Origin of the sequence: Candidatus Accumulibacter phosphatis (assembly GCF_000024165.1) — a bacterium.
GTDB classification, from domain to species: Bacteria; Pseudomonadota; Gammaproteobacteria; order Burkholderiales; family Rhodocyclaceae; genus Accumulibacter; species Accumulibacter phosphatis.
This window is the reverse complement of record NC_013194.1, coordinates 2,160,220-2,182,626: the sequence shown is the minus strand read 5'-3', so window position 1 is coordinate 2,182,626 and position 22,407 is coordinate 2,160,220. Positions and strand designations below refer to the sequence as shown.

The following is a 22,407-nucleotide window of genomic DNA, read 5'->3' as shown; positions in this document are numbered from 1 at the left end:
CGGTGCATGCCGGACGCGCGCGATGCGTCGAGACGCTAGCGCCGACGACAAGAAAACCGTGCCCGACGAAGAGGCGATATACTTTCGCTTCAGCGCCCTACTCCGCTCGTCGACGCGGGCCACACGCTCTCCTGGGGCCGCGGACGGGCGTCGACCGGCCCCGATCAAAGCCCGTTTCACCACCCAGCAGGAGCGAGATGTGGTCAGATTTTCCAGCAAGTTGCGGATCGGCGAGAAGCTCGGCCTTGGCTTCGGATTGGTGGGCCTGCTTTTCGTCGGAGTCGTCTGGCACCAGCAGCAGACTCTCGACACGGTACTCGATGACTACCAGCAGCTTCAGGGCGTTTTCGAGCGGCGCAAGTCGCTGGCGCTCGAGATCGAAATCGAAATCGCGGCGGCACGCGAAGCCGAACTGAACTTCCTCATCCGGCACGACGAAGACCTGGCCATGAAGGTTGATCGACACCTGCAGAAGCTGCGCGAGAGTGCGACGCTCCTGGCAGCAGTTGATCAGCCATCCCGGCAGACGGCCGAGGCAATCCTGGCACTGACGGCGACTTACCAGGAAACCTTCCATGCCGTCGCCGACGCCTGGCGAAGCATGGGGCTGGACGAGAACTCAGGAATCCAGGGGGCCTTCCGCAACAAGATCCATCGCCTGCACGAACTGTCCGGAAACTACAACGTCGACCGTCTGTACAGCACTCTTCTCCAGGTTCGCCGTAACGAGAAGGATCTCGCTCTGCGCACGGAGCCGAAGTATCGGGAGCGGGTTCGCAAGCTTGTCGCGGAATTCCGCCAACGCGTCGAGACCTCCGATCTCAAGCCCGCCGTCAGGGAGCAATTGCTCGCCGAACTGGTCGTCTATGCGAGAACCTTCGAGCCCTATGCCGACACCGTGCTCAGGACGGGTAACGCCGACGGCGGCCGAGGGCCTTTTCGCGATGCGGCGCAGCGCATCGAGGCGCTTCTCGATGCCTATCATGTCCCCAACCTCGAGACCAACGTGCTGACGCTCCGGCGCCGGGAAAAGGACTTCCTGGTGCGCGGCGACGAATCCTACGCGCAGATGGTCGTCGAGACCGCCAGGAAAGTGCGCGCCCAGATCGCCGAGTCAACGATTTCCGAAACCGACAAGGCGCTCCTTACCAGCCTGCTACGCGACTATCAGAGGAGTTTCCTGGTCCTCGTGTCGCGGCGCGCCATCATCGTCGAGTTGACGCGGGAAATGGATGCGGCCGCCAACCGTGTCGTGCCGCTGATCCAGCAGAACGCCGACCAGGCAAACCAGTTGATGGCCGCGCGTGTCAGCGCGATCACCGAGTCCTCGCAGGCGAGCGTCCGGCGCGGCCTCGTCGTCCTGGCGTCGGCAATCGCGCTGTCGATCCTTTTCGCGCTGACGATCAGCGGACGCATCGTTCGCCCGGTCAGGCAGATGGCCGGGCTGCTCGACGACCTGGCGTACGGAACGCCGACGGGGCGCGTCCCGACCGTCGCCGGTGGACGCGACGAGATAAACGCCATGGGCGAATCGCTGAACGCGCTGATCGACCACCGGGCGAACTTCCTGGGCTGGTGGAAGGCGTCGATGGCGGAAGTCACGGCCCTGCGCGACCTGCGCGAGGCAGACACCGAAAAGGCCCGCGACGAAGCGAACAGCGACTTGCGCGCCGCCGAGATCGCCAAGATGCAGCAACTCAACACCATCCGAGGCCGCCTTTTGCAACATTCGGAACGGCTGCTGGAGATCTCCCGGCGGGCCCTCGCCGACTCCGGCAGGCTCGCCGAGGACGACGCGAAAGCCCTTGCGCACTCGGCGCAGGGGATCACCGTGCTGCTCGAAGCGCTGGCGACGGAAGCCACCTCGACTGAAGGCAACGGCGCCCCCGGCACGGGTGGGCGGGCTGGCGCCGCCTGAGCGGCGGCCACCTGACCGACAGGCATCGGCGGACCGACTGTCCCGCGACGGTGGCACCGCGAATGGCGGCAGCGGCATCGCCACCAACGGCACGCACTACCGAGTCGGCTTCACGCCGACGCTCAGGTGGATGTTCCGGCGCCCGGCGGAACGTTCGATGAGCCGGCAAGCTGCGCGCGCAGATCGATCCATTGCCCTTCGATCAGTCCCTCGATGGGCGTGAAGTTCGCCTTGTAGGCCATCTTCCGGCTGGCGCGGATCCAGTAACCCAGGTACAGGTAGGGCAGAGCGTTGGCGACGCACTGGGCAATCTGCCAGACGATGTTGTAAGTGCCGAGACTCGCCGGTTGGAGATCCGGGTCGTAGAAGGTATAGACCGACGACAGTCCGTCATCCAGCACATCGAGGATGCTGACCATGCGCAGCACTCCCCCTTCGGTAAACTCGACCAAGCGGGTATCGACACGACTCTGCAGCAGGAAATGCGCGTACTGGTCGTGACTGTCCTGGTCCATGCCACCACCGGCGTGTCTTGCCGCCTGGTAGCGCAGGTAAAGCTGGTAATGCTCGTCACGAAAGCGCAGTGGCAGTTCGCGCGCCACCAGGCCGGCGTGCATGCCGACACTGCGCCGCTGGCTGCGGTTCGCCTGAAACCGGCTGGCCGGAATGCGTACCGGCACGCACGCACGGCAGTCGTCGCACCTCGGCCGATAGGTGAACACCCCGCTGCGGCGAAAGCCGCTGCGCACGAGTTCGCCGTAGACTTCGGTGTTGATCAGGTGGCTGGGCGTCGCCACCTGCGAACGTGCCCGCTCGCCCGGCAGGTAACTGCACGCGTAGGGCGCCGTGGCATAGAATTGCAGCAGCGAAAAAGGCAGGTGCGAATCGTTGAGTCGCGACATTCGCTAGATCCACGCGTGGCTGGCGCCGTCGCTCGGCCATTTGCCCGGCTGCCAGGCGATGGCGACGAGCGCGCGTAGCCGGTCCATGAAAACAGCGCGCGGAATCTCTCGCGCGCCGAGCGAGGCGAGGTGCGGCGTGTTCATCTGGCAATCTATCATGCCGAAGCCCTCCTCTTCAAGGAAACGGGCGAGGTGCGCGGCAGCGACCTTGGAGGCATTGCTGACCAACGAGAACATGGACTCGCCGTAGAACATGCGACCGATGGCCAGCCCGTACAGACCGCCGACCAGTTTGCCGTCCAGCCAGGTTTCGACCGAATGCGCAAAGCCAAGTTCGAAAAGCTGCCAGTAGGCGTGCTGCATGTCACGCGTGATCCAGGTTCCCTGCTGGCCAAAGCGTGGCGTTTCGGCACAGGCCCGGATCACCGCCCGGAAGTCGCTGTCCAGCCTGGCCTCGAAGCGGCCCGAGCGCAGGCAGCGGCGCAGCGAGCGCGATATCCGGAACTCGCCCGGAAACAGGACCATGCGCGGGTCCGGACTCCACCAGAGGATGGGCTCGCCGCTCGAATACCAAGGAAATATGCCACGCTGATAGGCGTCGAGCAGACGCCGCGCCGACAGGTCGCCACCGGCACAGAGGAGACCGTTCGGTTCGACGAGCGCGGCGTCGAGCGGCGGAAACGGCTCCCTGCCTTCAAGCCACGGAATCATCGATGAAACTGGATCGTCTGCGCGCCGGCCTGGAAGACCAGAGTCGGCGTCTTGAAGGCAACCACGTGGTCCACATCGAGGCGAATGCCGATGCTCTCGCCGATCGCGTGATTGTGATGCGAGGGCACCAGGGAAAGCACTTCGACGCCACTGGCCAGGCGCAGCGTGTAGAGGATCTCGGCACCCCGGAAAGCCTTGTGCCGGACCTCCGCCAGCAGATCGCTGCGGTCGTCATGGATGATGTCGTCGGGGCGCAGCAGCACTTCGACGCCACAACCCTTACCGCAGGCATCGCAGCCCTGGCTGCACTCGAGCGGCAGGTGCGACGCGAGAACGCCCAGTTCGACGGCGACGTGGCTGTCGTCGAGCACCATTCCCGGCATGAAGACCCCCTGGCCGACGAAATCGGCGACGAAGCGGTTAACCGGCTGGTGATAGATGCGGTACGGCGTGTCCCACTGCTGGATGATTCCGTGCGCCATGACGCCAACCTGGTCGGCCATGGCGAAGGCTTCGTGCTGGTCATGCGTGACCAGCACGGCAGTGATGTTCCGGCTCTTGAGAATGTCGCGCACTTCGAGCGACAGGCGTTCGCGCAGGTCGACATCGAGATTGGAGAAAGGCTCGTCGAGCAGGATCAGTTGCGGATTCGGGGCCAGCGCGCGCGCCAGCGCGACACGCTGTTGCTGGCCGCCTGACAGTTCGTGCGGATACTTGCTGCCTTCGCCGACGAGCCCGACGGTGGCCAGCAATTCAGTTACCCGATCGCGCCGGGCCTCGGCGGTCAGCCCGGCGAGCCCGAAGCCGATGTTGGCGGCGACCGTCAGGTGGGGGAACAGCGCGTAGTCCTGAAAGACCATGCCGATCTGTCGCCGCTCGGGGGGCACGCGCTGGCCAGGCGTGCTGACCGTCGTCCCCTGCACACGAATCTCGCCGGCAGCAATGTCCTCGAACCCGGCAATGCAGCGTAGCAGCGTCGTCTTGCCGCAACCCGATGGTCCGAGCAGGCAGGCGATGCTGCCGGTTTCGACGGTCAGGCTGACGCCGTCCACAACGGTGTGCGAGCCGTAGCGCTGGACAATTCCCAGCAGTTCGAGGTGTGCCATCACAAGTTGGCCATCAGTTGTTGGCGGTCGAAACAAGCGATCTGGTTGGCGATCAGGTGACAATGCGCAGGCCGGACCTTACCGCTTGTCAATTATAATTCTCATTTAAGCGACAAACCATCCATGCTCCGCCCGCGCCTCAATCTCCTGCTCATCGTGTCCGCCACGGTCGCCGCCCTGGTCGGTCTGCCAGTGGCCAGCGTGCTGAGCAACGTCCTTGCCGGCGATACCGGCGCCACCTGGTCGCATTTGGCGGCGACCGTACTGCCGGACTACATCGGCAATACGCTGGCTCTCTGCCTGCTGGTCGGCCTGGGCGTCATGCTGGTCGGTGTGGCAACCGCCTGGCTGACGGCGATGCACGACTTCCCCGGCCGGCGAATCTTCGAGTGGGCACTCGTACTGCCGCTGGCCATGCCGGCCTATGTCCTAGCCTATGTGTACACCGATTTCCTGCAGTTTGTCGGCCCGCTGCAGACTTTCCTGCGCGAGTCCTTCGGCTGGAGCAAGGCGGATTACTGGTTCCCGGAGGTTCGCAGCCTCGGCGGGGCGGTAACCATGTTCGTCTTCGTCCTTTATCCCTACGTCTATCTGCTGACGCGTACAGCCTTCATCGAACGTGCCAGCGGCATGCTCGAAGCCTCGCGCACCCTTGGTCTCGGGCCCTGGCGCAGCTTCTTCCGGGTCTCGCTGCCACTCGCCAGGCCAGCCGTGGCGGCTGGCGTGACGCTGGCGCTGATGGAAACCCTCGCCGACTACGGCACAGTCTCCTACTTCGCGGTACAGACTTTCACGACCGGCATCTATCGCGCCTGGTTCTCGCTCGGCGACCGTATCGCGGCTGCGCAACTGGCGGCAGCGCTGCTCGGCTTCGTCATCCTCCTGCTGGCCATCGAGCATGCTTCGCGCGGCCGCTCGCGCTTTCACAACACCAGCGGGCGACGTCGGCCGCTGGCCGGCCAGCCCTTGCCGGGATGGCGCGGCTGGGTCGCCACGGCCGTCTGCACCCTGCCGCTGAGCATCGGCTTTCTGGTACCCGGCTACCTCCTGCTGCGCCTGGCGCTGGCCGAGCGTGACGGCCAGTTCACGACACATTTCGTGGCGCTCGCACGCAACAGCTTCGTCCTCGCCGGGCTGACCGCGATCATTGCGGTGACGCTGGCCGTCCTGCTCGCCTACGGCGCCCGCCTGTCCACCGGCTGGCTGGCGCCTTCGCTCAACCGCCTGGTCGGCCTCGGCTACGCAGTGCCCGGTTCGGTGATCGCCGTCGGCGTGCTGATTCCCGTGACGCGTCTCGACAACTGGCTGGCCGCGCAATGGCAAGTCTGGTTCGCGAGCAACCCCGGTCTGCTGATCACCGGCGGCATCGCGGCGCTGATCTACGCCTACCTGGTGCGTTTTCTGGCGGTTGCCCTGCAGTCGGTAGGCACCAGCCTGGCAAAGATCACGCCAAGCATGGATGACGCCGCGCGCAGTCTCGGACTCGGGCAAGTAACGACGCTGTGGCGGGTGCACCTGCCGATCCTGCGCGGCAGTCTGCTCACCGCGTGCCTGCTGGTCTTCGTCGATGTCATGAAGGAGCTGCCGGCAACGCTGGTGATGCGCCCTTTCGATTTCGACACGCTGGCGACACAGGCCTACACGCTCGCTTCCGACGAGCGCCTTGCCGAGGCGGCGAACGCATCGCTGGCAATTGTCGCCGTCGGCCTGCTGCCGCTGATCGCGCTGTCACGGCAGATCTCGCGCACGCGCCGCTAAGCTTGCCGTTCGCCGGCGACGCGCCCTGCCACGTGCGACTCAGCGAAAGCCGGCACGGTCGAAAATGATCTGTGCCTTGGCCCGGTACATTGCCAGCGAGCCGACTGGCATGCTGTCGGCCTTGAACTTGCCGAGTTCCGCGAGCGCCGGGTTGGCTACCTTGACACCTGCCACTACCGGCCATTCGTTGTTGCCGTCGGCAAAATAGCGCTGCGCCTCGTCGCTCGACAGGTACTCCAGGAATCTGACCGCCGCCTCGCGATGCGGCGCGTTCTTGAGGACTCCGCCGCCGGAAACGTTGATATGCGCGCCACTGCCCTGCTGGTCCGGCCAGACGACGCCGACCTTCTCCATCGTCTTCCGATCCTCCGCCTTGTCCGACCGCATCAAGCGCGCCAGATAGTAGGTATTCGAAAGGGCGACGGCGCACTCGCCGGCAGCAACAGCGCGAATCTGATCGGTGTCGCCGCCCTTCGGCGGACGCGCAAAGTTGGCCACCACGCCCTTCGCCCACTGCTCGGCCTTGGCCTCGCCCTGGTGGGCAATGATGGAAGCCATCAGCGACAGATTGTAGGGATGCGAACCCGACCGTGTGCAGACCTTGCCCTTCAGCCGCGGATCGGCCAGATCACTGTAGTTGCGGACTTCCTCGGGCTTGACGACACCCTTGGCATAGATGATGACGCGCGCGCGGGTGGAGAACGAAAACCAGTCGGTGGTGCGCAGATGCGCCGGGATGCGGGTATCGAGAATCTTCGACTGCACCGGCGAAAAGAGCCCCATCTCGTGCGCGGCCGCCAGGCGGGCAGCATCGACCGTCAGCAGGACATCTGCGGGGCTGTTGGCGCCTTCGTTGCGGATTCTCTCGAGCAGCTCGTCTTCCTTGCCTTCGAGCCTCTTGATCGCGATACCCGTCTGGCGGGTAAATCCGTCATACAGAGCCTCGTCGGTCTGGTAATGGCGGGCCGAGTAGAGATTGAGCAGTTTCTCCTGGGCCTGTGCACTGCCGAGAGAGGCAGCCGCCAAGGCCAGTGTGCACAACGAACGGGACCACTTCATGGTCGCTCCTCCAGTCATCAAGATAGGGAAAGGGTACAAGTACGGAATACGAGTACCCTGATTCTAGCAAGCGCTCCCAAGAATGTAAATGCGAATCGTTTTTAGTACAGGGCAAAAAAAACGACGCGTCGCGTCGTTTTCTCGGGGCGAGTCAGCCGCTCAGCGCGACAGGAGCCGGCGCGCGCCGTTGTAGCGCTGCAGCCAATAGCTCTGGCGCATGTCGTCGACGCGTACCTCGGCACCGGTACGCGGGGCATGCAGGAAGCGGTTGTCACCCAGGTAGATGCCGACGTGCGAAAAGGCGTGGCGCATGGTATTGAAGAACACCAGGTCGCCGGCCTTGAGTTCCTGCTGGTCGATCACGGCTCCGACCTCGCTCTGCTCCCGGGCAGTGCGCGGCAGCAGGATGCCGATAGCTTCCTTGAAAACCAGTTGCACGAAGCCGCTGCAGTCAAGACCGGTATCGGCACTGGTACCACCGAAGCGATAATTGATCCCGATCAATTCGAAGCCTTTGAGGATCAGATCCTGGGCGCTGGTGGTATAGCGCTCGAGGAGCGAAGGCTCGTCGACAGGCCTCTGCTGTTCGCTGGCGTGGACCACACCGGCACCCGAAAGAGCAATCAGGGCGGCACCCAAAAGTGAGGCAATGGAATGTTTGATGAGCATGGAACCGAAATTTATGTGAAAAATGTCACGCTGTAAACCCCCTGCACACCAGCGGTTGCTCCAGAAAGCAGTTCAAGGGCCTATTGCAAGCCCTTAACTTAACGTGTTTACCGGGAGAATTCCCGGCCGCGAAGCGAAGCAAATCTTTTGTGCACTGCACAGTGGATTGCTCTACGGAACACGGTATAGTCGCTGCCCAGGGTCTGCTGGCGATGGGCACGCGCCCGGCAGCCAGGGCGTGCCGCCTGCGCCGTGCGAAATTCTCGTGGCGTTTCTGTTTATAATCGACGCCCGTTCATGACGCGGACCCTGCCGTCCCGCTGCCCGGCCACCTCCTCACCCATCCACCGACCGCATGGAGCAAGCATGAGTCCCTTCAAGGCCTATCTGATCGACGAAAAGGAAGGTCTGACGCGCGGCGACTTTGTGAACATGGACGAGTCGCAACTCGACCCCGGCGAGGTGACCATCAAGGTCGCCTATTCGAGCGTCAATTTCAAGGATGCGCTGGCGGCCACCGGTGCCGGCCGCGTCATTCGTCGCCACCCTTGCGTCGGCGGTATCGACCTCTCGGGAATCGTCGAATCAAGCACCGATCCGCGTTACCGGGCAGGCGATCCGGTGATCGCCACCAGCTTCGACATCGGCGTCGCTCATCACGGTGGCTACGCCGAATACGCCAGAGTGCCGGCCGAGTGGGTCGTTCCCCTGCCCGCAGGACTATCGCTGTACGAAGCCATGGCGCTCGGTACGGCGGGGTTCACCGCCGCGCTTGGCGTCGTTCGCATGGAAGAGAATGGTCTCGCTCCTTCACGCGGCCCAGTGATCGTCACCGGTGCCACCGGCGGCGTCGGCAGCCTGGCGGTGGACATGCTCGCCGGCCGAGGCTACCAGGTGACCGCGCTGACGGGCAAGGAGGCCGAAACCGCTTACCTGAAAGGCCTCGGCGCAACGTCCGTCATGTTCCGCTCGGCACTCCAACTGTCGCGCATCCGCCCGCTCGACACGGCGCTCTGGGCCGGTGCGGTTGATAACCTGGGCGGCGATGTCCTCGCCTGGATCGTCAGCACGATGCAACAGGGCGGTACGATCGCCAGCATCGGCCTGGCGGCGAGTCCCGCGCTGAAGACCACGGTCATGCCCTTCATCCTGCGCGGCGCCTGCCTGCTCGGCATCGACTCCGGCTACATCAGCGAACCGTATCGCAGCGGCGTCTGGCAGCGTCTGGCCGGCGACCTGAGACCACGACATCTGCAGGACATGACGCGTTGCATCGCCTTCGACGAACTGCCCGGCATCTTCGACGAATACATCAAGGGTCGTGCGCACGGTCGCGTCGTCGTCGACCTCGGCCGCGCGTAAGCTTCCCAGCCTGACAGGGATCGACACGGGCAATGGACAACCCGACGCAACGGCCGCGCATCCTGATTGTCGACGAATCCCGGATGGTCCGCGCCACGCTGATCAAGCTGATCCGGAACCACTACAGCTTTCGTGAGGAGACCGACGGCGAATCCGGCTGGCAGGCGCTGGTGCTCGACCCCTCGATCCAGTTGGTGATCTGCTCATCGTCGCTGCCGATGCTCGACGGTGACGGTCTGCTCGCCCGGGTGCGCGGGTCGAGACTGGCGCGTATCCGTCAGATCCCGGTATTGATGATCAGCAGCGACAGCGAAGAGGCCAACGAGCAAGCGCGCGCGCTCGGCGCTACCGACTTCATCAGCCGGGGAATCGGTGCTACCGAACTGCTGGCGAGGATCGACTCGCTACGCCAGTTGGCGGAGGTTCAGAACGAGCTGCGCGAGAACCCCGCGCGGCATGCCGCGCATCCCGACACCGGGCTACCGACGCGGCAGTACGTCGACATCCAGGCCGCCCAGGCGATATCGCATGCGATCCGGCATGAAGGCCCGGTGAGCGCGCTGATCGTCGGCTTTGACCGTTTCGACGCGCTGCGCGAGGAGCACGGCGACGAACTGGCCAACGAGTTGCAGAAACGTCTGGCGAGCATGCTGGCCAAGAAGGTGCGCAAGGAAGACAGTCTCGGCCACTACGGCGGCAGCGAACTGGCGGTTGTTTCACCGGGCACGCCCTACCCGGCATGCGAGGCCTTTGCCAACCGGCTGCGCGAGGCGTTTGCGGTGGCCAACATCAGCGTACATGGACAGCGCCTCGATCTGTCGATCAGTATCGGCGCCGCCAACACCCCGGTCGACCGGGTAAGCTCCGCCTCGGCGTTGCTGGGCCTCGCTGCCGAGCGACTGCGGAGCGCCCAGCAGGCCGGCGGCAACCGCGTCGTCGCCTGTGTCGCCAGACCCGTGTCCGAGATACCGGTGCCCCGGCTCGGCCACGCCATCGATCTGATCCGGACTGGACATGAGCGTGCGGTGATCCCGCATCTCGTCCATCTCGGCAGGGAAGTACTGCCCTTTCTCGAGTTGCTGGAAAGGGAGTTGAAGTTGGGTCTGCCTTTGGCAGATATCCGAGAACGGATGCGCGACCGGGAGCAGGAGGTTCAAGACACTCGGCACGCATAGTTTCCACTGTTGCAGGTGGTTCACAATTTGGAAGAGGGAGTCTCATGACGACAATCCAAGAGTTTCACAAGAAATCAATCGAAAATCCGGACGCCTTCTGGGGTGAAGAAGCCAAACTGATCGACTGGCACAAGCCATTCACTCAGGTACTCGATTTTTCTCGTCCGCCGTTCGCCAAGTGGTTCGTCGGCGGCGAAACCAACATCTGCTACAACGCCGTCGACCGGCACGCTGAGAAGCGGCCGAACGACCGTGCAATGGTCTTCATCTCGACCGAGACCGACCAGGAGGTGGTGTACTCCTTCGCCGAGTTGAAGCAGGAAGTCATGCGCATGGCGGCGATCATGCAGAGCCTCGGCGTCGGCAAGGGCGACCGCGTCCTGATCTACATGCCGATGATCGCCGAAGCGATGTTCGCCATGCTCGCGTGCACACGCATCGGCGCCATTCACTCGGTCGTCTTCGGTGGATTTGCATCGGGCTCGCTGGCCACCCGTATCGACGATGCGACGCCGAAACTGGTCGTCTCGTCCGACGCCGGCATGCGCGCCGGCAAGGCGGTGCCCTACAAGGGCCTGCTCGACGAAGCCATTGAACTCGCCGAACACAAGCCGGCGAAGGTGCTGATGATCGATCGCGGCCTCGACAAGGACTTCACCAAGGTCGCCGGTCGCGACGTCGACTACGCGACGCTGCGCACCCAGTTCATGGACGCCGACGTGCCGGTCACCTGGCTGGAGTCGTCCGACCCTTCGTACATCCTCTACACCTCCGGGACTACCGGCAAGCCGAAGGGCGTGCAGCGCGACACCGGCGGCTATGCCGTCGCCCTGGCATCGACGCTGAAGTACATCTTCTGCGGCGGCGAAGGTGAAACCTTCTTCGCTACCTCCGACATCGGCTGGGTCGTCGGTCACTCGTACATCGTGTACGGGCCGCTGATCGGCGGCATGTGCACCATCATGTACGAAGGCACGCCGTTGCGCCCCGATCCGGGCATCTGGTGGCAGATCGTCGAGAAATACAAAGTCAACGTCATGTTCTCGGCGCCGACGGCGGCGCGCGTTCTCAAGAAGCACGACACGTCCTACATGCACAAGTACGACCTGTCGGCCCTCAAGCACCTCTTCCTCGCCGGCGAACCGCTCGACCAGCCGACGCACGAGTGGATCATGACCGAACTCGGCCGGCCGGTTTACGACAACTACTGGCAGACCGAGACCGGCTGGCCGATCCTCGGCCCGATGCCGGGCGTCGAAAAGACCGAAATCCGCTACGGAACGCCGAACTTCCCGGTTTACGGCTACAACCTCAAGATCTTCCGTGAAGACGGTACCGTCTGCGAGCCGGATGAAAAGGGTATCGTCGGTATCCTGCCGCCGCTGCCGCCGGGCTGCCTGACGACCGTCTGGGGCGACGACGCGCGCTTCGTGTCGACCTACTTCACGCTCTTCCGCGAGCCGCAGGTCTACTCCTCGTTCGACTGGGGAATCAAGGACAAGGACGGCTATCACTACATCCTCGGCCGTACCGACGACGTCATCAACGTTGCCGGACACCGCCTCGGTACACGTGAAATCGAAGAGGCCATCCAGGGTCATTCGGCGATCGCCGAAGTGGCCGTCGTTGGTGTTGCCGATCAACTCAAGGGCCAGATGCCGATGGCTTTCGCGGTGGTCAAGAACGCCGACAGCGTCGCCACGCCGGAACTGACCGCGGCGCTCGAGAAGGCCGTGATGAAGCAGGTCGACGACAGCCTCGGCGCGATCGCCCGCCCGAGCCGGGTCCACTTCGTCACCGTTCTGCCGAAGACCCGTTCCGGCAAACTCCTCCGGCGTTCGATCCAGGCGCTCGCCGAAGGCCGCGATCCGGGCGATCTGACGACGATCGAGGATCCCAAGGCCCTCGAGCAGTTGCAACGCGCTCTGGGCAGCGGCAAGGCCTGATCCGCACCCGACGCGCTCGCCGCGCCGACATCCGCCTGCCACCCGCGAGGGTGGCAGGTTTTTTTTCGTCGGCGCCTGGCGTGTCCGTGCTGTCCCGCTGTCTGGTCGCCGCGCTGACCCCACCTGACTTCTGCGCCGGCGCCAGCCCCGGTCTGCAGGCGCGGACGACGATACCTGCGACTTCGCGCACACCACCAGCCGCAGCGACGTCGAACTGGGCGCCCGCCTGTTCCGCCATCTGCTGAACCTGCCGCTCGCCTGCTTCCAGGCGCGCGGCGTCGGCGACACGGTCGCGCGCGTGCGCGGGCTGGGGAACATCCGTCAAGCAGCATCGGCCACAGCGGGGGGGCGAGGGATCGGCCGGTGACCGAGGCGGCAGCGTTTGGCCGGGAAATGCGCGCGGGTTGCTTACTCGATGGGTTGAAGCGGAGTCCGGCTCTTCCGCAACGGCGCGCAGCGACGATCAGGCCGGTGTGCTTGACCCAGGTCAAAACGGGTCGGCATGGGATGGTTCAGGCTCTCGCGACAGCGCCTCAACGGGGTAACGCACGCTTCGCGTAGCGGGTCCGTTGACGGGAAGGGACACCTTGACAGCAAGATCCCACGGTACGCTTGTGGGTGGACTTCGAAAGGAAAACGCGTGATGGGAAGACTTGACTTGAGGGGCGTCCGCGGGGCGCTCAGAGCACTTGCGGCAGCACTATCCGTTGCGACCGGCCTGGCTTGCGCGCAGCAAGACGCTACCTTACGGCTGGACAGTGACCCGCCACTGCCTCCGCCTACCGAAGCACAACTCGAACGTGGGCGCGAACTGCTTGGCAAGATCGTGCACGTGATCGAGCACGTGTCGCTGTATGACGCGAGCGCTGTGCTCGGCGTCTTCGGGTTCACCGATCTGGAAACCTTCTCCGCTCCCAAATATTTATGGGTAAGACCAAGACCACGAATCCCGCGACCGGGAGTCCGAGAGGAGTATCTGGGCAGTGGTCTGACTGATCTCGAGAGTTCGCCTTCGATTCGCGACGTTCGCATCCGCGCATCAGCCAGATTCTCCGGCGGTTTCAACACTCGCGACGCATGCGTGGCGATCGACGACGTTGAGCGTCAATTTGCCGCCGCCCCCGAGCGGCGGACCGGTCCATTTATCGTCAAGGATCGCTTTAGCACCCCACGCCGAGCACATGACATCGGCAACCTTTCCTTCAAGCCGCTGGCAACACCGTATGGCTTTGTCGGCCAAATTGGCTTCGGTTTTGATTACCAGGTGTGTGCGGTCGACTTCGGTTTCATCTATTTCCCAACCGAGCCTAGAGAGGTATTGCAATGAGCACGCTGGCGCTGACTCGATCCGACTTCAGTGATAAGTTCGCCAACATCCAGTCCTACATCACGCCGGCAGCGCTGGATCTGATCAATCGATCCGAAACGCTGAAAGAAGCGGTTCGTCGCTACCAGGATGACGACAAGACCGCGGATGCAGTCCTCGATACGTCGAAGGAGCCCAACGCGGCGACCCATCGGCCTCGAAGAGAGGGTAGTGGGAACGAAGACTTCATCACCGTCGGCAAAGACACCCTGGGCAACAGCATCGATCTCGTGCGCGTCCTCTCGCATGAACTCGGGCACCACGCCGTCGAAGGCATCGACGGCATCGTGACGAACGGACGGAATCTGGCCGCCGCCGGACGAAACTTCGACGCTCTGGTGGACTCGTGCCTGTTGAGCGAAGGTTACGCGGCGCTGGCGACCGCGCGCGTTGCCAAGGAACTCCTCGATAGAGGTCTCACCGGAGCCGATCAGTTCTAGATCAGCAAGTGGTGGGAGTCCGCAGCCTACTCGCGCTACGCCGCTGACACCGCTTCCCTCGCCTGGACAAGTGACGAGATGGATGCAGCACTGGCCCTTCTACTGGCCGAAATACAGAAAGGGCATTCCACCTCCAACACGCGGGAAAACGATCTTGAGTATTGCCGGAAGGAGGCAGCGGGGATTCTCCACGGGATCGGTCATCTGCGCCGGGACATCTCCCGTGAAGTCCACAGCGACTTCACCGCATCCAGCCACCTCCCCTCCTCCAACCTCGCCGCCCCCCGCCGCGACCCGCTCACCCTCGACCGCAACGGCAACGGCCTGATCGACTCCGGCCGCGAACTCTTCGGCGACGCGACGATCAACAGCGACGGCACACGCGCCGCCGACGGCTTCGCCGCCCTCGCCGACCTCGACAGCAACGCCGATGGCACCGTCAGCAGCCTCGACGCCCAGTTCGCCGACCTGCGCGTCTGGCGCGACCTCAACCAGGACGGCATCAGCCAGAGCGGCGAACTGTTCACACTCAACGCGCTCGGCATCGCCGCGATCAACGTCGCCAAGACCGCGAACAACCAGACGCTGACCAGCGGCAACCAGATCGCCGACCTCGGCACCTACACGCGCAGCGACGGCAGCGTCGGCACCAGCGGCACCGTCACCGACAAGCTCGCCGACATCAACCTCGCCGGCGACACCTTCCACCGCCAATTCACCGACACCCTCGACACCCGCGCCGTCGCCACCCTGCCCGACATGCACGGCAGTGGCGCCGTCCGCGACCTGCGCGAAGCGGCCAGCCTCTCCCCGGCACTCGCCGCCACCCTCCAGGGTCTCACCGGCGCCGGCGTCCAGACGCGCGCCTAACTCCTCGGCAGCCTCGACGCCCTGATCGACCAATGGGCCGCGAGCAGCGACTTCACCCCTCCCGCGTCGCCGCGCAGGCGAAAGGCTACACCCTGCACTACCGGCTTCCCGGCAGGGCAGACCACTTCGGATCGGGCGAACTCCTCTCCGCCGGCGAAGCCGCCGCCCTGCAGACCCGTCTCAAGCCCTACCTCGACGCCGTCAGCCTGAACATCGACGCGACCGGCATGCACGCTGACTTCAGCGCCCTCCAGAGTCGCCTCGCCGCCGAGTACCTCGCCAACAAGCCGCAGGCCTTCATCGATCGGTTCGAAGTCATCCAGTACGCCGGGCAGGGCTTGCGCACCATGGGCTGGAGCGGTGAACAGACCCTCGCCCAATGGATCGCCCAGGCCGAGGCTGATGGCGACTGGGCGACGATCCGCGCCGCCATGGGCTCGCACTTCACCGCGACGCCAGCGACGGGCAGCGACATCTCCCTGGGAACCAGCGCCGGCGAAAGCCTCGGTGGTCGAGGCGGCGACGACCACCTCCTCGGCGCTGGCGGCAAGGACAGCCTGTGGGGTTCCGACGGCGACGACGTTCTCGACGGCGGCGACGACGACGTCGAACTGCGGCGCTACGGCGACAATCTGCACGTGATTCTCAAGCGCGCCGACGGCAGTGATCCGTTAATCCACTCTACCGGCAATACCACCGAGCGCATCGTCGTCGAGGGGTATTTCACCGGTAGCAAGATCAACCGCATCGACTTTGCCGACGGCAGCGTCTGGACTCAGGCGGCGATCGAAGCGCGCTTCATCCACTATGGCCTGGCCGGCAACGATAGGCTCTCGGTCGCCAGCGCCCTCGGCGGCGACGACTCGCTTCTTGGCGGCGCCGGCAACGACACGCTCAAGGCGATGGCCGTCGAGCCGCAGATGACGCGCCGCTGCGAGAATCAGCAGGCGGCCTACGTCAGCGCCGGCTTCCGTACCGCGACGCGGGGGACGCTGGCGCACGAGCCAGGGCATTACGACAGGGCGCATCGGCTGCCGCAGGGAGTTGCGCGGTGAACCGGCCGGTGGCGAGAGCGGCGGCGTCTGACCCCGAGAGGCGCGGGCTGTTTACCCGTTGGGCTGGAGGGGAGTCGGGACTTCCCACAACGGCGGCCGGCGACGAAAACGACGAGGTGCTTGACCCAACTCAAAACCGATTGCTATGGGATGGTTTAGCCTCCCGCGACGGAGCCTCAACGGGGTGGGGCAGCTTACGGGTAGGCGGTCCGCTGACGAAACGGATGTGTTGATCGCAGACCCCACTGTGCGAACTTGTGGGTAGAGAGAGAAGGGGCAATAGGTGATTGCGGAACCTGATAGCGGTTGTACCGATCTCGCGGCCGCTTCGACACCATCGGATGGTGGCGCCAAACGTCATGGGGCCAAACGGAGCGAGGAAACACTGCCATTCTCGTGGCACGCTGCGACGGGATCGTCCGGCGGGCTATGTACCCCACTCCGTGGGCTGCGGCGCTGGGCGGTCTACGCGCTTGCAGTGACCGCCCTGTCGCTGGCCACCGGCTTGGCGGGCGCGCAGCAGGAGCCGCCCTCACCCCCGAACACCCTACCGCCGCTGCCGCCGCCCACCGCCGCCCAACTCGAACGTGGGCGCGAACTGCTCGACAAGATCGCCTACGTCGCCGCCAAGGTGCCGCTGACCGATGCCGCTGCAGTGCTCGCGGTCTTCGGCTTTACTGATCTGCACACCAGGGAGTATCCCACTTATACCGGCGTGCAACCCAAGGGGCAGGACGGGGGCGGTTCGCAGCCCAAGGACCTGGTTGGAACCGGGTTGGCTGACATCGAAGTTCGGCCACGGATACGGTGGCCGACCGGCAGGACGGGGGCCTTATTCGATGGGCGTCTTTCCCTGTGTTACGTCCCGCCCTATTCTGGATTCTTTGTCCCGAGCTATTTCGGGGTGAGACAAGCCGAAAGTCCCACGCTGTCGCCGGGAGGACTGGCTCCGGCGACAGGGTGGGACAAGGGGCCTATCGGGATCGGGGAGCGTTAGGCGGAAAGCGCCAGGGGTCCTCGGGATCGTACAGATTCCTTTGGCGATCGTGATGGCGGCGCAGTTGCACGAGATAGTGACTCTCGCAGGCGGTGGCGAGTTGGAAGAGGAAGTCGCAAAGCGCCGCGGCGGCTTCGTCGGAGAGACCCTCGGGGAAGCCAGCGTGACGACGGCGGCTCATCGGAGTTCCTCGATGGCCAGTTGCAACAGTTCGTCGGGCAGATGATTGAGCCCGCGCGGCAGCGCCAGACGCATGGCGGTGCGCAGGATACGCGCCGCATTCCGGGGCAGCCCCTTGCTCGCTTGGCGCAAGATCTCCATGCCGGAATCGGTGAGCAGCGTAGACGAGTTGCCGGCGCTCTTCAGCCCATGCTCGATCAGTCGCGCAAAGCGCTCGCGCTCGAACACCGGCGTCAAGTGCACGCGCGCCTGAATGCGTCCGGCGAGCGCCGCATATGGGGCGCGTTGCAGCGTCTGCGCGAGCACCGGATGGCCGACCAGCCAGACACTCATCAGATCGCGCGAGTCGAAAGCGAAGTTGAGGAAGGCCGGGAAATCGCGGAAGAAGTCCGGCGGCAGATTCTGTGCCTCGTCGAGGATCCACACCGGCAGGAGTTGCTTGCCATCCGCCAGATGGTGGATATGCGCCTTGATCTCCCGCCACAACAGCGCCCGCCGATAGCTCGGTGCCAGGCCCAGCGACTGCGCCAGGCACCGATACAGATCGAGGCGGCCGAAGTCCGTCTCCGCGTGGTAGATCACCTGATAGCGATGCGGATTGAGCGTCGCCGTCACCGCCCGCAGCGCTGCCGTCTTGCCCACTCCCGCCTCGCCGGTGAGCAGCCCGATCCCCGGCGATTGCAGCAACCACTGGAAGCGCTCGCGCAAGCGCGTGAGCATCCCGTCGTCCCACAACTCGCGGGTCTCCTTGCCCAACGGCGAGTGGCGCAGCCCAAAGTGTTGCAGTTCCATCTTCAGTCTCCTTGGCGGCCGTAGTACTGCTCATACACCAGCTCGACCAGATTCGGCCCAGCGGGGCGCTTGACCGGTACGGCCGCCACCGGGTCCGGCTGACGTCGCCGCCGATCGCGATTGGCCAACGCATCGAGCGGTGTCGCCCGGCCGATCAACTCGCCGGCGTCGTTCTCGACGCCGACCACCGTCTCGGTGTGCGGATCGACGCGCAGGCAAACGGTCTTGCCCGTCAGTTCGAAAGGCACCTCGAAGCGCCCGCCCTGATACGACACCGTGCCATCCTTGCGCACCAAACGGCGGACGCGGTGCAGGAACAGCGTATCGAGCGTCGCCGCCAGTGGCCCCAGCAAACGGATCTTCGGCAGATCCTGCTGATACCGAGCGAGCGGCGTCTGGCCCTCAAGGCCGTCATGCGGGGTGCGGTGATAGACCTGCTCCAGCCAGGCCCACAGCCGCGCGTTGAGATCGTCCAGACTCAGGACATGGCGTTCCTCGACCTCGCTGAGAAACTGATCGCGGCAGGTCCGGTGCCAGCGCTCGATCTTCCCCTTGCTCTCGGGCGCGTAGGGCCGACAATGGACCAGGACGATGCCCAAACGCGCGCAGATCCCCTGTAGCGTCTGCGCGACATAGGCGGCACCGTTATCGACGACTAGCTTGACCGGTACGCCCCGTTTGAGGAGCGCCTGCTTGAGGACGCCTTCAATGTCCAGCGCCGTCTCGCCGCGGCAGAAGGCGCCGTGAGCGACGAGCCGGGACGCGTCGTCGAAGAGCGACACCAGATAGCTCTTGCCCAAACGACCGCCGATCGGCACGCGTGGGCCGTGCATCACGTCGCTGTACCAGAGCTCACCGGCGCAGGCGGCGACGAAGCTGCGTTTCTCCTCGGGCAGGCTCGCCGAGCCGGGGAGCCGCGACAGACCGTGTTGCTGGAGCAGGCGGTGGAGACTCGAGCGCGACAGGGTGCCCCGCGCGACGATGCCGCCGATCTCGAGCACGCGCTGGATCTGGCGAATCGAGCGCCGGGGATTCTCGCGCTTGGCGGCGAGAATAGCCGCCTGGACGGACGCCGACAGTTTCGACTGGCCGCGATCGGCACGCACCTTCGGGATCAGCCCATCGAGGCCGCGCGCGCGGTAGCGGTAGTACCACCCCTCGATCGTCTTCTCGCCGAGCAAGCGCCGATCGGTGCCGGGGATGACGTACTCGCGCGTTGCCAGCTCACGCAGGCTCTTTTGCAGCTCACCCCGCGCCAGCCGCTGCCGACTGATCAGCGGACCCAGGACGGAGAAGCGAAACAGGGCTTGCGGATCGATTTCGTTCATGACCACTCCTCGTGAAAAATGGGAGTCGCCATCAAAGCGCAATCGCCGCGTCAATGACAGTCGCAAAGTGTGTGGGGGCCCCGCCCGGGCGGGGCCCCCACTGTCTGCCGCCGTTTGGGGATCAGCCGATCATGGGACGCTCATCTCCCGGTCCAGCCAGGCCATGGCTCGTGGCAGGCCGAGCGTGGCGAACACCTGGCGCCAGAACCCCGTGAAGTCACTCGCCCGACCCAGCTCGCGAAAGCGGCAACGCAGAGAAAACGCGAAGATCGGTCCGCGAGCCTGGAGCCAGGCCCACCAGCGACCGGTACTGCGCACGGCAGGCTGTCCGTCGTCGCCACCGCCGCCGACAGGCCGGCCGTCGAGTCGAGCCGACAGGGCGTTCTGTTGCACCGACCAGTCGTACCAACGCCGTGGGGCAATGCACTCGGGGAGGCGCGAACAGGTGCGCCGGCAACCGCCACAGCGGTAACGGCAGATCGGCACCGGGTTGAGCGAGGGCCGCTGCACTCGCCGATCGGCCTTCCGGTAGTAGTACCCGTGCTGACACAGGAGCTTGATTCCGCAGTGCGGACACGACGGCGGTCGATAGACCTCGCGCTTCCCCTTCACCGTCTCCAGGTGCTGCTCAAGCGTGCTGATGCCGGCTACAATTCGTTGCATGGGCTGGGCTCCTTTCTCTCCGGGTGGTCGTCAAGCTTCCCACGATAGCAGAGCTGTCCCAGCCCTTCCTTGACCTTCCCCGTCCCACTCTCCTTCCGGCTCCGTTCCTGCTTTCTTCCTCGCCGTTAGCGGGATAGCCAACCCACTACAGGCCTTTCACAGGGGCGGACGTAACACCCTGGACGAAACCTGCGTCTCGATCGACATGGTGCGCGAGATCTTTACGCCCCTCGCGTCAAAGGTGGAAAGCCTGGGCATCCTTGACATTCATCCCGTTCTCCGGCCCAAGCCGCTTCATTCGACAGGGGACCTAGATTTTTCTCTGACGGATCTTCCTCTAGCCAGTAGACGCAACTACGCTTTAAGTATCGGTTTTTGTTAAAGAAAAAGCCAGTGCCGCAAAAGCGGCGGCTGCCTACACGGCGCGCTTTTCGGCTTTGGCCTTGAGCGGGAAGGAAAGGCCGATGGCGTCGAGGATTTTGGCCTGTTGATCGTCCGGGCGTGGCAGATGCGTGTGACGCTGACCGTTGCGGTCGGTGCTGTAGAGATAGGTCAATCGTCCGAGGGCCACCAGGGCGTCGTCCGGAGTGATGGTGGCGGGGTCGTCTACGGTGCTGCCGAAGGTCCGGTGGAGAGCCGCTTCAAACCGCCGCGTGATCTTCAAGGCGAGCATCGCCACGAAGACATGTGCCTTGGTACGCTCAGCCTTGCGCAGGAAGATCGGGCGAATTTCCAGGAAGGTGGTTTTGACCGTGCGGAAGTTGCGCTCGACTTTTTGCAGATCGCGATAACGCGCATCGACCGCCTTCGCATCCATCAAGCCTTGTGGCACATCGGTTTCCAGGAGATAGCAGCCGTCGAGCAGGGCGTCCTGCGCTTTAGCCTCCTGGTCGATGGTGCAGACAATGACGCGTTCGTTCAGCGCGAGGGTGACAAACGCGGCGAGTTTGTGGCGTTTGGCCCAGCGCTGCAAAGCGGCCAGGCCGGTTGCCGCGCTGGCGCGCCTGGAGTTCTTGACGAAGGCGTTACGGTCGGCGATCTTCGCCTGCAACTGAGCCAACTTGTCCTCCCGCCGCCGCTCCTCGCGCACCCGGACGATCTCGTTACGGCGCACGATCAGCCGTTTGTCGTCGTGTTCGACTTCGCACAGAGGCACATCGAAGAGGTCCGTCTGCAGCACGCCCTCCTTGAGGAAGGTGCGTACCTGCGCGTCAGTCAAGGCGGTGATATAGCGGAAGCCCTGTGCCGACAGCGCGGCCTTCCCCTTGGCCTTGATCATTCCCCGGTCGCCCACCATCACCACCTCGGCAATCCCGAATTGCTCCTTCAGAATCGTGATCTGGCTGGCCACCGTCGTCGGGTCCGCGGTGTTGCCCTCGAAGACGCGCACGGCGAGGGGCTCGCCGTCCTCGGCGGTCAATAAACCGATGACGATTTGCTGCTTGCCTCGCTTGCCGTCGCGGTTGTAGCCGTATTGCCCCAGTTCGTTGCATTCTCCTTCGAAATAGCTGGAGGTGACGTCGTAGAGCACCAGGACCGGTGGTTGGCCCTGCTCCTTGACGTAGGCCCGGTACAGTTCCCGCTCGATACGCTCCTGCTGGCTCGCCAGCCAGTCCAGAGCGGCATAGAGGTCGTCCTCATCGAACTCCTCCAGCGCCAACACATCGGCCACCGTGTGCTGTTTCGCCCAGCGCACCGCCGACAACCGCGACCCGCCATGCGCGATGCGTGCGAGAATCAGAAACAGGTTGAGCCTGCTTTCCGCCGCACTGCCCAATACCCGCGTGATGCCCACCTGATCCGCCAACTGCTTGAGCGCAAACAGCACTCCAAAAATCTCGCCGCTGGTCATCTCTCCCGACCAGTCGTCGAATTCGCCCTTCACCAGACGTTCCATGGCGACGATTCGCTCCGGTGCCCAGTTCGTCAGGTTGGCAATGGTCCGCGTGCAGACTTTGCCGCCCTCACGATAGGACTCGCGGAGCAGGATGGCGGGCCTGGATTTTCGGTTGGGGACGCGAGCGATGTACATGCCGACAATAAAACCAAACAGCGCATTGTTTGTCAAGCACTATTATTACATCTACATGCCTACATGTTTTGCCGACTT

At 64.3% G+C, this 22,407-nt stretch carries 20 protein-coding genes and 1 pseudogene; 11 read left to right on the top strand and 10 right to left on the bottom strand.

The window, feature by feature from the left end; all coding sequences use genetic code 11:
• Positions 1-199: 199 nt before the first annotated feature.
• A complete protein-coding gene (locus CAP2UW1_RS09595; protein WP_041567796.1) occupies positions 200-1,918 on the top strand; it encodes a methyl-accepting chemotaxis protein in 1,719 nt (572 codons plus the stop codon).
• Between the two features lie 122 nt (positions 1,919-2,040).
• On the opposite strand, the gene CAP2UW1_RS09590 is transcribed toward CAP2UW1_RS09595, so the two are convergent.
• From CAP2UW1_RS09590 to CAP2UW1_RS09580, 3 genes are read right to left on the bottom strand one after another with little or no spacing between them, the layout of a single operon-like run.
• Positions 2,041-2,820 (bottom strand): arginyltransferase, encoded by a 780-nt coding sequence (locus CAP2UW1_RS09590; RefSeq protein WP_015766422.1) that lies wholly within the window; start codon positions 2,818-2,820, stop codon positions 2,041-2,043.
• A 3-nt stretch (positions 2,821-2,823) separates the two neighbouring features.
• On the bottom strand, positions 2,824-3,531 hold the full coding sequence (gene aat, locus CAP2UW1_RS09585) for a leucyl/phenylalanyl-tRNA--protein transferase (RefSeq protein WP_015766421.1): 708 nt from the start codon (positions 3,529-3,531) through the stop codon (positions 2,824-2,826).
• Positions 3,528-4,637, bottom strand: coding sequence for an ABC transporter ATP-binding protein (locus CAP2UW1_RS09580; protein ID WP_015766420.1), 1,110 nt, complete (start codon positions 4,635-4,637; stop codon positions 3,528-3,530). Before CAP2UW1_RS09580 ends, aat begins: the two co-directional genes overlap by 4 nt.
• 123 nt (positions 4,638-4,760) lie before the next feature.
• Here CAP2UW1_RS09580 and CAP2UW1_RS09575 point away from each other — a divergent pair, with 123 nt between their 5' ends.
• Complete coding sequence (locus CAP2UW1_RS09575) at positions 4,761-6,395, top strand: ABC transporter permease (RefSeq protein ID WP_015766419.1); 1,635 nt, start codon at positions 4,761-4,763, stop codon at positions 6,393-6,395.
• Positions 6,396-6,434: 39 nt separating this feature from the next.
• Here CAP2UW1_RS09575 and CAP2UW1_RS09570 read toward each other — a convergent pair whose 3' ends face one another.
• Both CAP2UW1_RS09570 and CAP2UW1_RS09565 read right to left on the bottom strand, forming a co-directional pair.
• Entirely contained in the window at positions 6,435-7,454 is a 1,020-nt protein-coding gene (locus CAP2UW1_RS09570; RefSeq protein ID WP_015766418.1) for a Fe(3+) ABC transporter substrate-binding protein, read from the bottom strand.
• Positions 7,455-7,613: 159 nt separating this feature from the next.
• Positions 7,614-8,123, bottom strand: coding sequence for a C40 family peptidase (locus CAP2UW1_RS09565; protein ID WP_015766417.1), 510 nt, complete (start codon positions 8,121-8,123; stop codon positions 7,614-7,616).
• Positions 8,124-8,489: 366 nt separating this feature from the next.
• Here CAP2UW1_RS09565 and CAP2UW1_RS09560 point away from each other — a divergent pair, with 366 nt between their 5' ends.
• From CAP2UW1_RS09560 to CAP2UW1_RS09525, 9 genes and pseudogenes are all read left to right on the top strand, one after another.
• Complete coding sequence (locus CAP2UW1_RS09560) at positions 8,490-9,485, top strand: oxidoreductase (protein ID WP_015766416.1); 996 nt, start codon at positions 8,490-8,492, stop codon at positions 9,483-9,485.
• Between the two features lie 32 nt (positions 9,486-9,517).
• A complete protein-coding gene (locus CAP2UW1_RS09555) occupies positions 9,518-10,660 on the top strand; it encodes a GGDEF domain-containing protein (protein ID WP_015766415.1) in 1,143 nt (380 codons plus the stop codon).
• Positions 10,661-10,704: 44 nt separating this feature from the next.
• The gene (locus CAP2UW1_RS09550; RefSeq protein WP_015766414.1) at positions 10,705-12,606 is read left to right on the top strand and encodes a propionate--CoA ligase; all 1,902 of its coding nucleotides are present in this window, start codon (positions 10,705-10,707) and stop codon (positions 12,604-12,606) included.
• A 181-nt stretch (positions 12,607-12,787) separates the two neighbouring features.
• Positions 12,788-12,949, top strand: a pseudogene (locus CAP2UW1_RS26085) (ABC transporter transmembrane domain-containing protein); the annotation flags it as partial.
• Positions 12,950-13,249: 300 nt separating this feature from the next.
• Complete coding sequence (locus tag CAP2UW1_RS09545; RefSeq protein ID WP_015766413.1) at positions 13,250-13,933, top strand: hypothetical protein; 684 nt, start codon at positions 13,250-13,252, stop codon at positions 13,931-13,933.
• Entirely contained in the window at positions 13,930-14,412 is a 483-nt protein-coding gene (locus CAP2UW1_RS09540; protein WP_015766412.1) for a hypothetical protein, read from the top strand. The genes CAP2UW1_RS09545 and CAP2UW1_RS09540 overlap by 4 nt, the downstream gene beginning before the upstream one ends.
• Positions 14,413-14,490: 78 nt before the next feature.
• The gene (locus tag CAP2UW1_RS09535) at positions 14,491-15,282 is read left to right on the top strand and encodes a hypothetical protein (protein WP_015766411.1); all 792 of its coding nucleotides are present in this window, start codon (positions 14,491-14,493) and stop codon (positions 15,280-15,282) included.
• A gap of 32 nt (positions 15,283-15,314) precedes the next feature.
• Positions 15,315-16,337: a calcium-binding protein gene (locus tag CAP2UW1_RS09530; RefSeq protein WP_015766410.1), complete on the top strand. Its 1,023-nt coding sequence runs from the start codon at positions 15,315-15,317 to the stop codon at positions 16,335-16,337.
• Between the two features lie 283 nt (positions 16,338-16,620).
• Positions 16,621-17,334, top strand: coding sequence for a hypothetical protein (locus tag CAP2UW1_RS09525; protein WP_015766409.1), 714 nt, complete (start codon positions 16,621-16,623; stop codon positions 17,332-17,334).
• On the opposite strand, the gene CAP2UW1_RS24525 is transcribed toward CAP2UW1_RS09525, so the two are convergent.
• The 5 genes from CAP2UW1_RS24525 to CAP2UW1_RS09505 form a co-directional block, all read right to left on the bottom strand.
• Positions 17,312-17,515, bottom strand: a complete 204-nt coding sequence (locus CAP2UW1_RS24525) for a hypothetical protein (RefSeq protein WP_012806772.1) — start codon at positions 17,513-17,515, stop codon at positions 17,312-17,314. The two genes, CAP2UW1_RS09525 and CAP2UW1_RS24525, sit on opposite strands and share 23 nt — an antisense overlap.
• Positions 17,512-18,306, bottom strand: coding sequence for an ExeA family protein (locus tag CAP2UW1_RS09520; RefSeq protein WP_012806771.1), 795 nt, complete (start codon positions 18,304-18,306; stop codon positions 17,512-17,514). The genes CAP2UW1_RS24525 and CAP2UW1_RS09520 overlap by 4 nt, the downstream gene beginning before the upstream one ends.
• A gap of 2 nt (positions 18,307-18,308) precedes the next feature.
• Positions 18,309-19,634, bottom strand: coding sequence for a DDE-type integrase/transposase/recombinase (locus CAP2UW1_RS09515; RefSeq protein ID WP_012806770.1), 1,326 nt, complete (start codon positions 19,632-19,634; stop codon positions 18,309-18,311).
• Positions 19,635-19,763: 129 nt separating this feature from the next.
• Complete coding sequence (locus CAP2UW1_RS09510; protein ID WP_012806769.1) at positions 19,764-20,297, bottom strand: DUF6431 domain-containing protein; 534 nt, start codon at positions 20,295-20,297, stop codon at positions 19,764-19,766.
• Between the two features lie 415 nt (positions 20,298-20,712).
• Positions 20,713-22,329: an IS1634 family transposase gene (locus tag CAP2UW1_RS09505; RefSeq protein WP_049778554.1), complete on the bottom strand. Its 1,617-nt coding sequence runs from the start codon at positions 22,327-22,329 to the stop codon at positions 20,713-20,715.
• Positions 22,330-22,407: the final 78 nt, after the last annotated feature.

Coding starts and splice junctions, on each gene's coding strand:
- CAP2UW1_RS09590 (WP_015766422.1), bottom strand. CDS start 2,820: ATGTCGCGACTCAACGATTCGCACCTGCCTTTTTCGCTGCTGCAATTC.
- CAP2UW1_RS09575 (WP_015766419.1), top strand. CDS start 4,761: ATGCTCCGCCCGCGCCTCAATCTCCTGCTCATCGTGTCCGCCACGGTC.
- CAP2UW1_RS09570 (WP_015766418.1), bottom strand. CDS start 7,454: ATGAAGTGGTCCCGTTCGTTGTGCACACTGGCCTTGGCGGCTGCCTCT.
- CAP2UW1_RS09540 (WP_015766412.1), top strand. CDS start 13,930: ATGAGCACGCTGGCGCTGACTCGATCCGACTTCAGTGATAAGTTCGCC.
- CAP2UW1_RS09555 (WP_015766415.1), top strand. CDS start 9,518: ATGGACAACCCGACGCAACGGCCGCGCATCCTGATTGTCGACGAATCC.
- CAP2UW1_RS09550 (WP_015766414.1), top strand. CDS start 10,705: ATGACGACAATCCAAGAGTTTCACAAGAAATCAATCGAAAATCCGGAC.
- CAP2UW1_RS09510 (WP_012806769.1), bottom strand. CDS start 20,297: ATGCAACGAATTGTAGCCGGCATCAGCACGCTTGAGCAGCACCTGGAG.
- CAP2UW1_RS09505 (WP_049778554.1), bottom strand. CDS start 22,329: ATGTACATCGCTCGCGTCCCCAACCGAAAATCCAGGCCCGCCATCCTG.
- CAP2UW1_RS09515 (WP_012806770.1), bottom strand. CDS start 19,634: ATGAACGAAATCGATCCGCAAGCCCTGTTTCGCTTCTCCGTCCTGGGT.
- CAP2UW1_RS24525 (WP_012806772.1), bottom strand. CDS start 17,515: ATGAGCCGCCGTCGTCACGCTGGCTTCCCCGAGGGTCTCTCCGACGAA.
- CAP2UW1_RS09565 (WP_015766417.1), bottom strand. CDS start 8,123: ATGCTCATCAAACATTCCATTGCCTCACTTTTGGGTGCCGCCCTGATT.
- CAP2UW1_RS09520 (WP_012806771.1), bottom strand. CDS start 18,306: ATGGAACTGCAACACTTTGGGCTGCGCCACTCGCCGTTGGGCAAGGAG.
- CAP2UW1_RS09530 (WP_015766410.1), top strand. CDS start 15,315: ATGGGCCGCGAGCAGCGACTTCACCCCTCCCGCGTCGCCGCGCAGGCG.
- CAP2UW1_RS09535 (WP_015766411.1), top strand. CDS start 14,491: ATGGATGCAGCACTGGCCCTTCTACTGGCCGAAATACAGAAAGGGCAT.
- CAP2UW1_RS09580 (WP_015766420.1), bottom strand. CDS start 4,637: ATGGCACACCTCGAACTGCTGGGAATTGTCCAGCGCTACGGCTCGCAC.
- CAP2UW1_RS09545 (WP_015766413.1), top strand. CDS start 13,250: ATGGGAAGACTTGACTTGAGGGGCGTCCGCGGGGCGCTCAGAGCACTT.
- aat (WP_015766421.1), bottom strand. CDS start 3,531: ATGATTCCGTGGCTTGAAGGCAGGGAGCCGTTTCCGCCGCTCGACGCC.
- CAP2UW1_RS09560 (WP_015766416.1), top strand. CDS start 8,490: ATGAGTCCCTTCAAGGCCTATCTGATCGACGAAAAGGAAGGTCTGACG.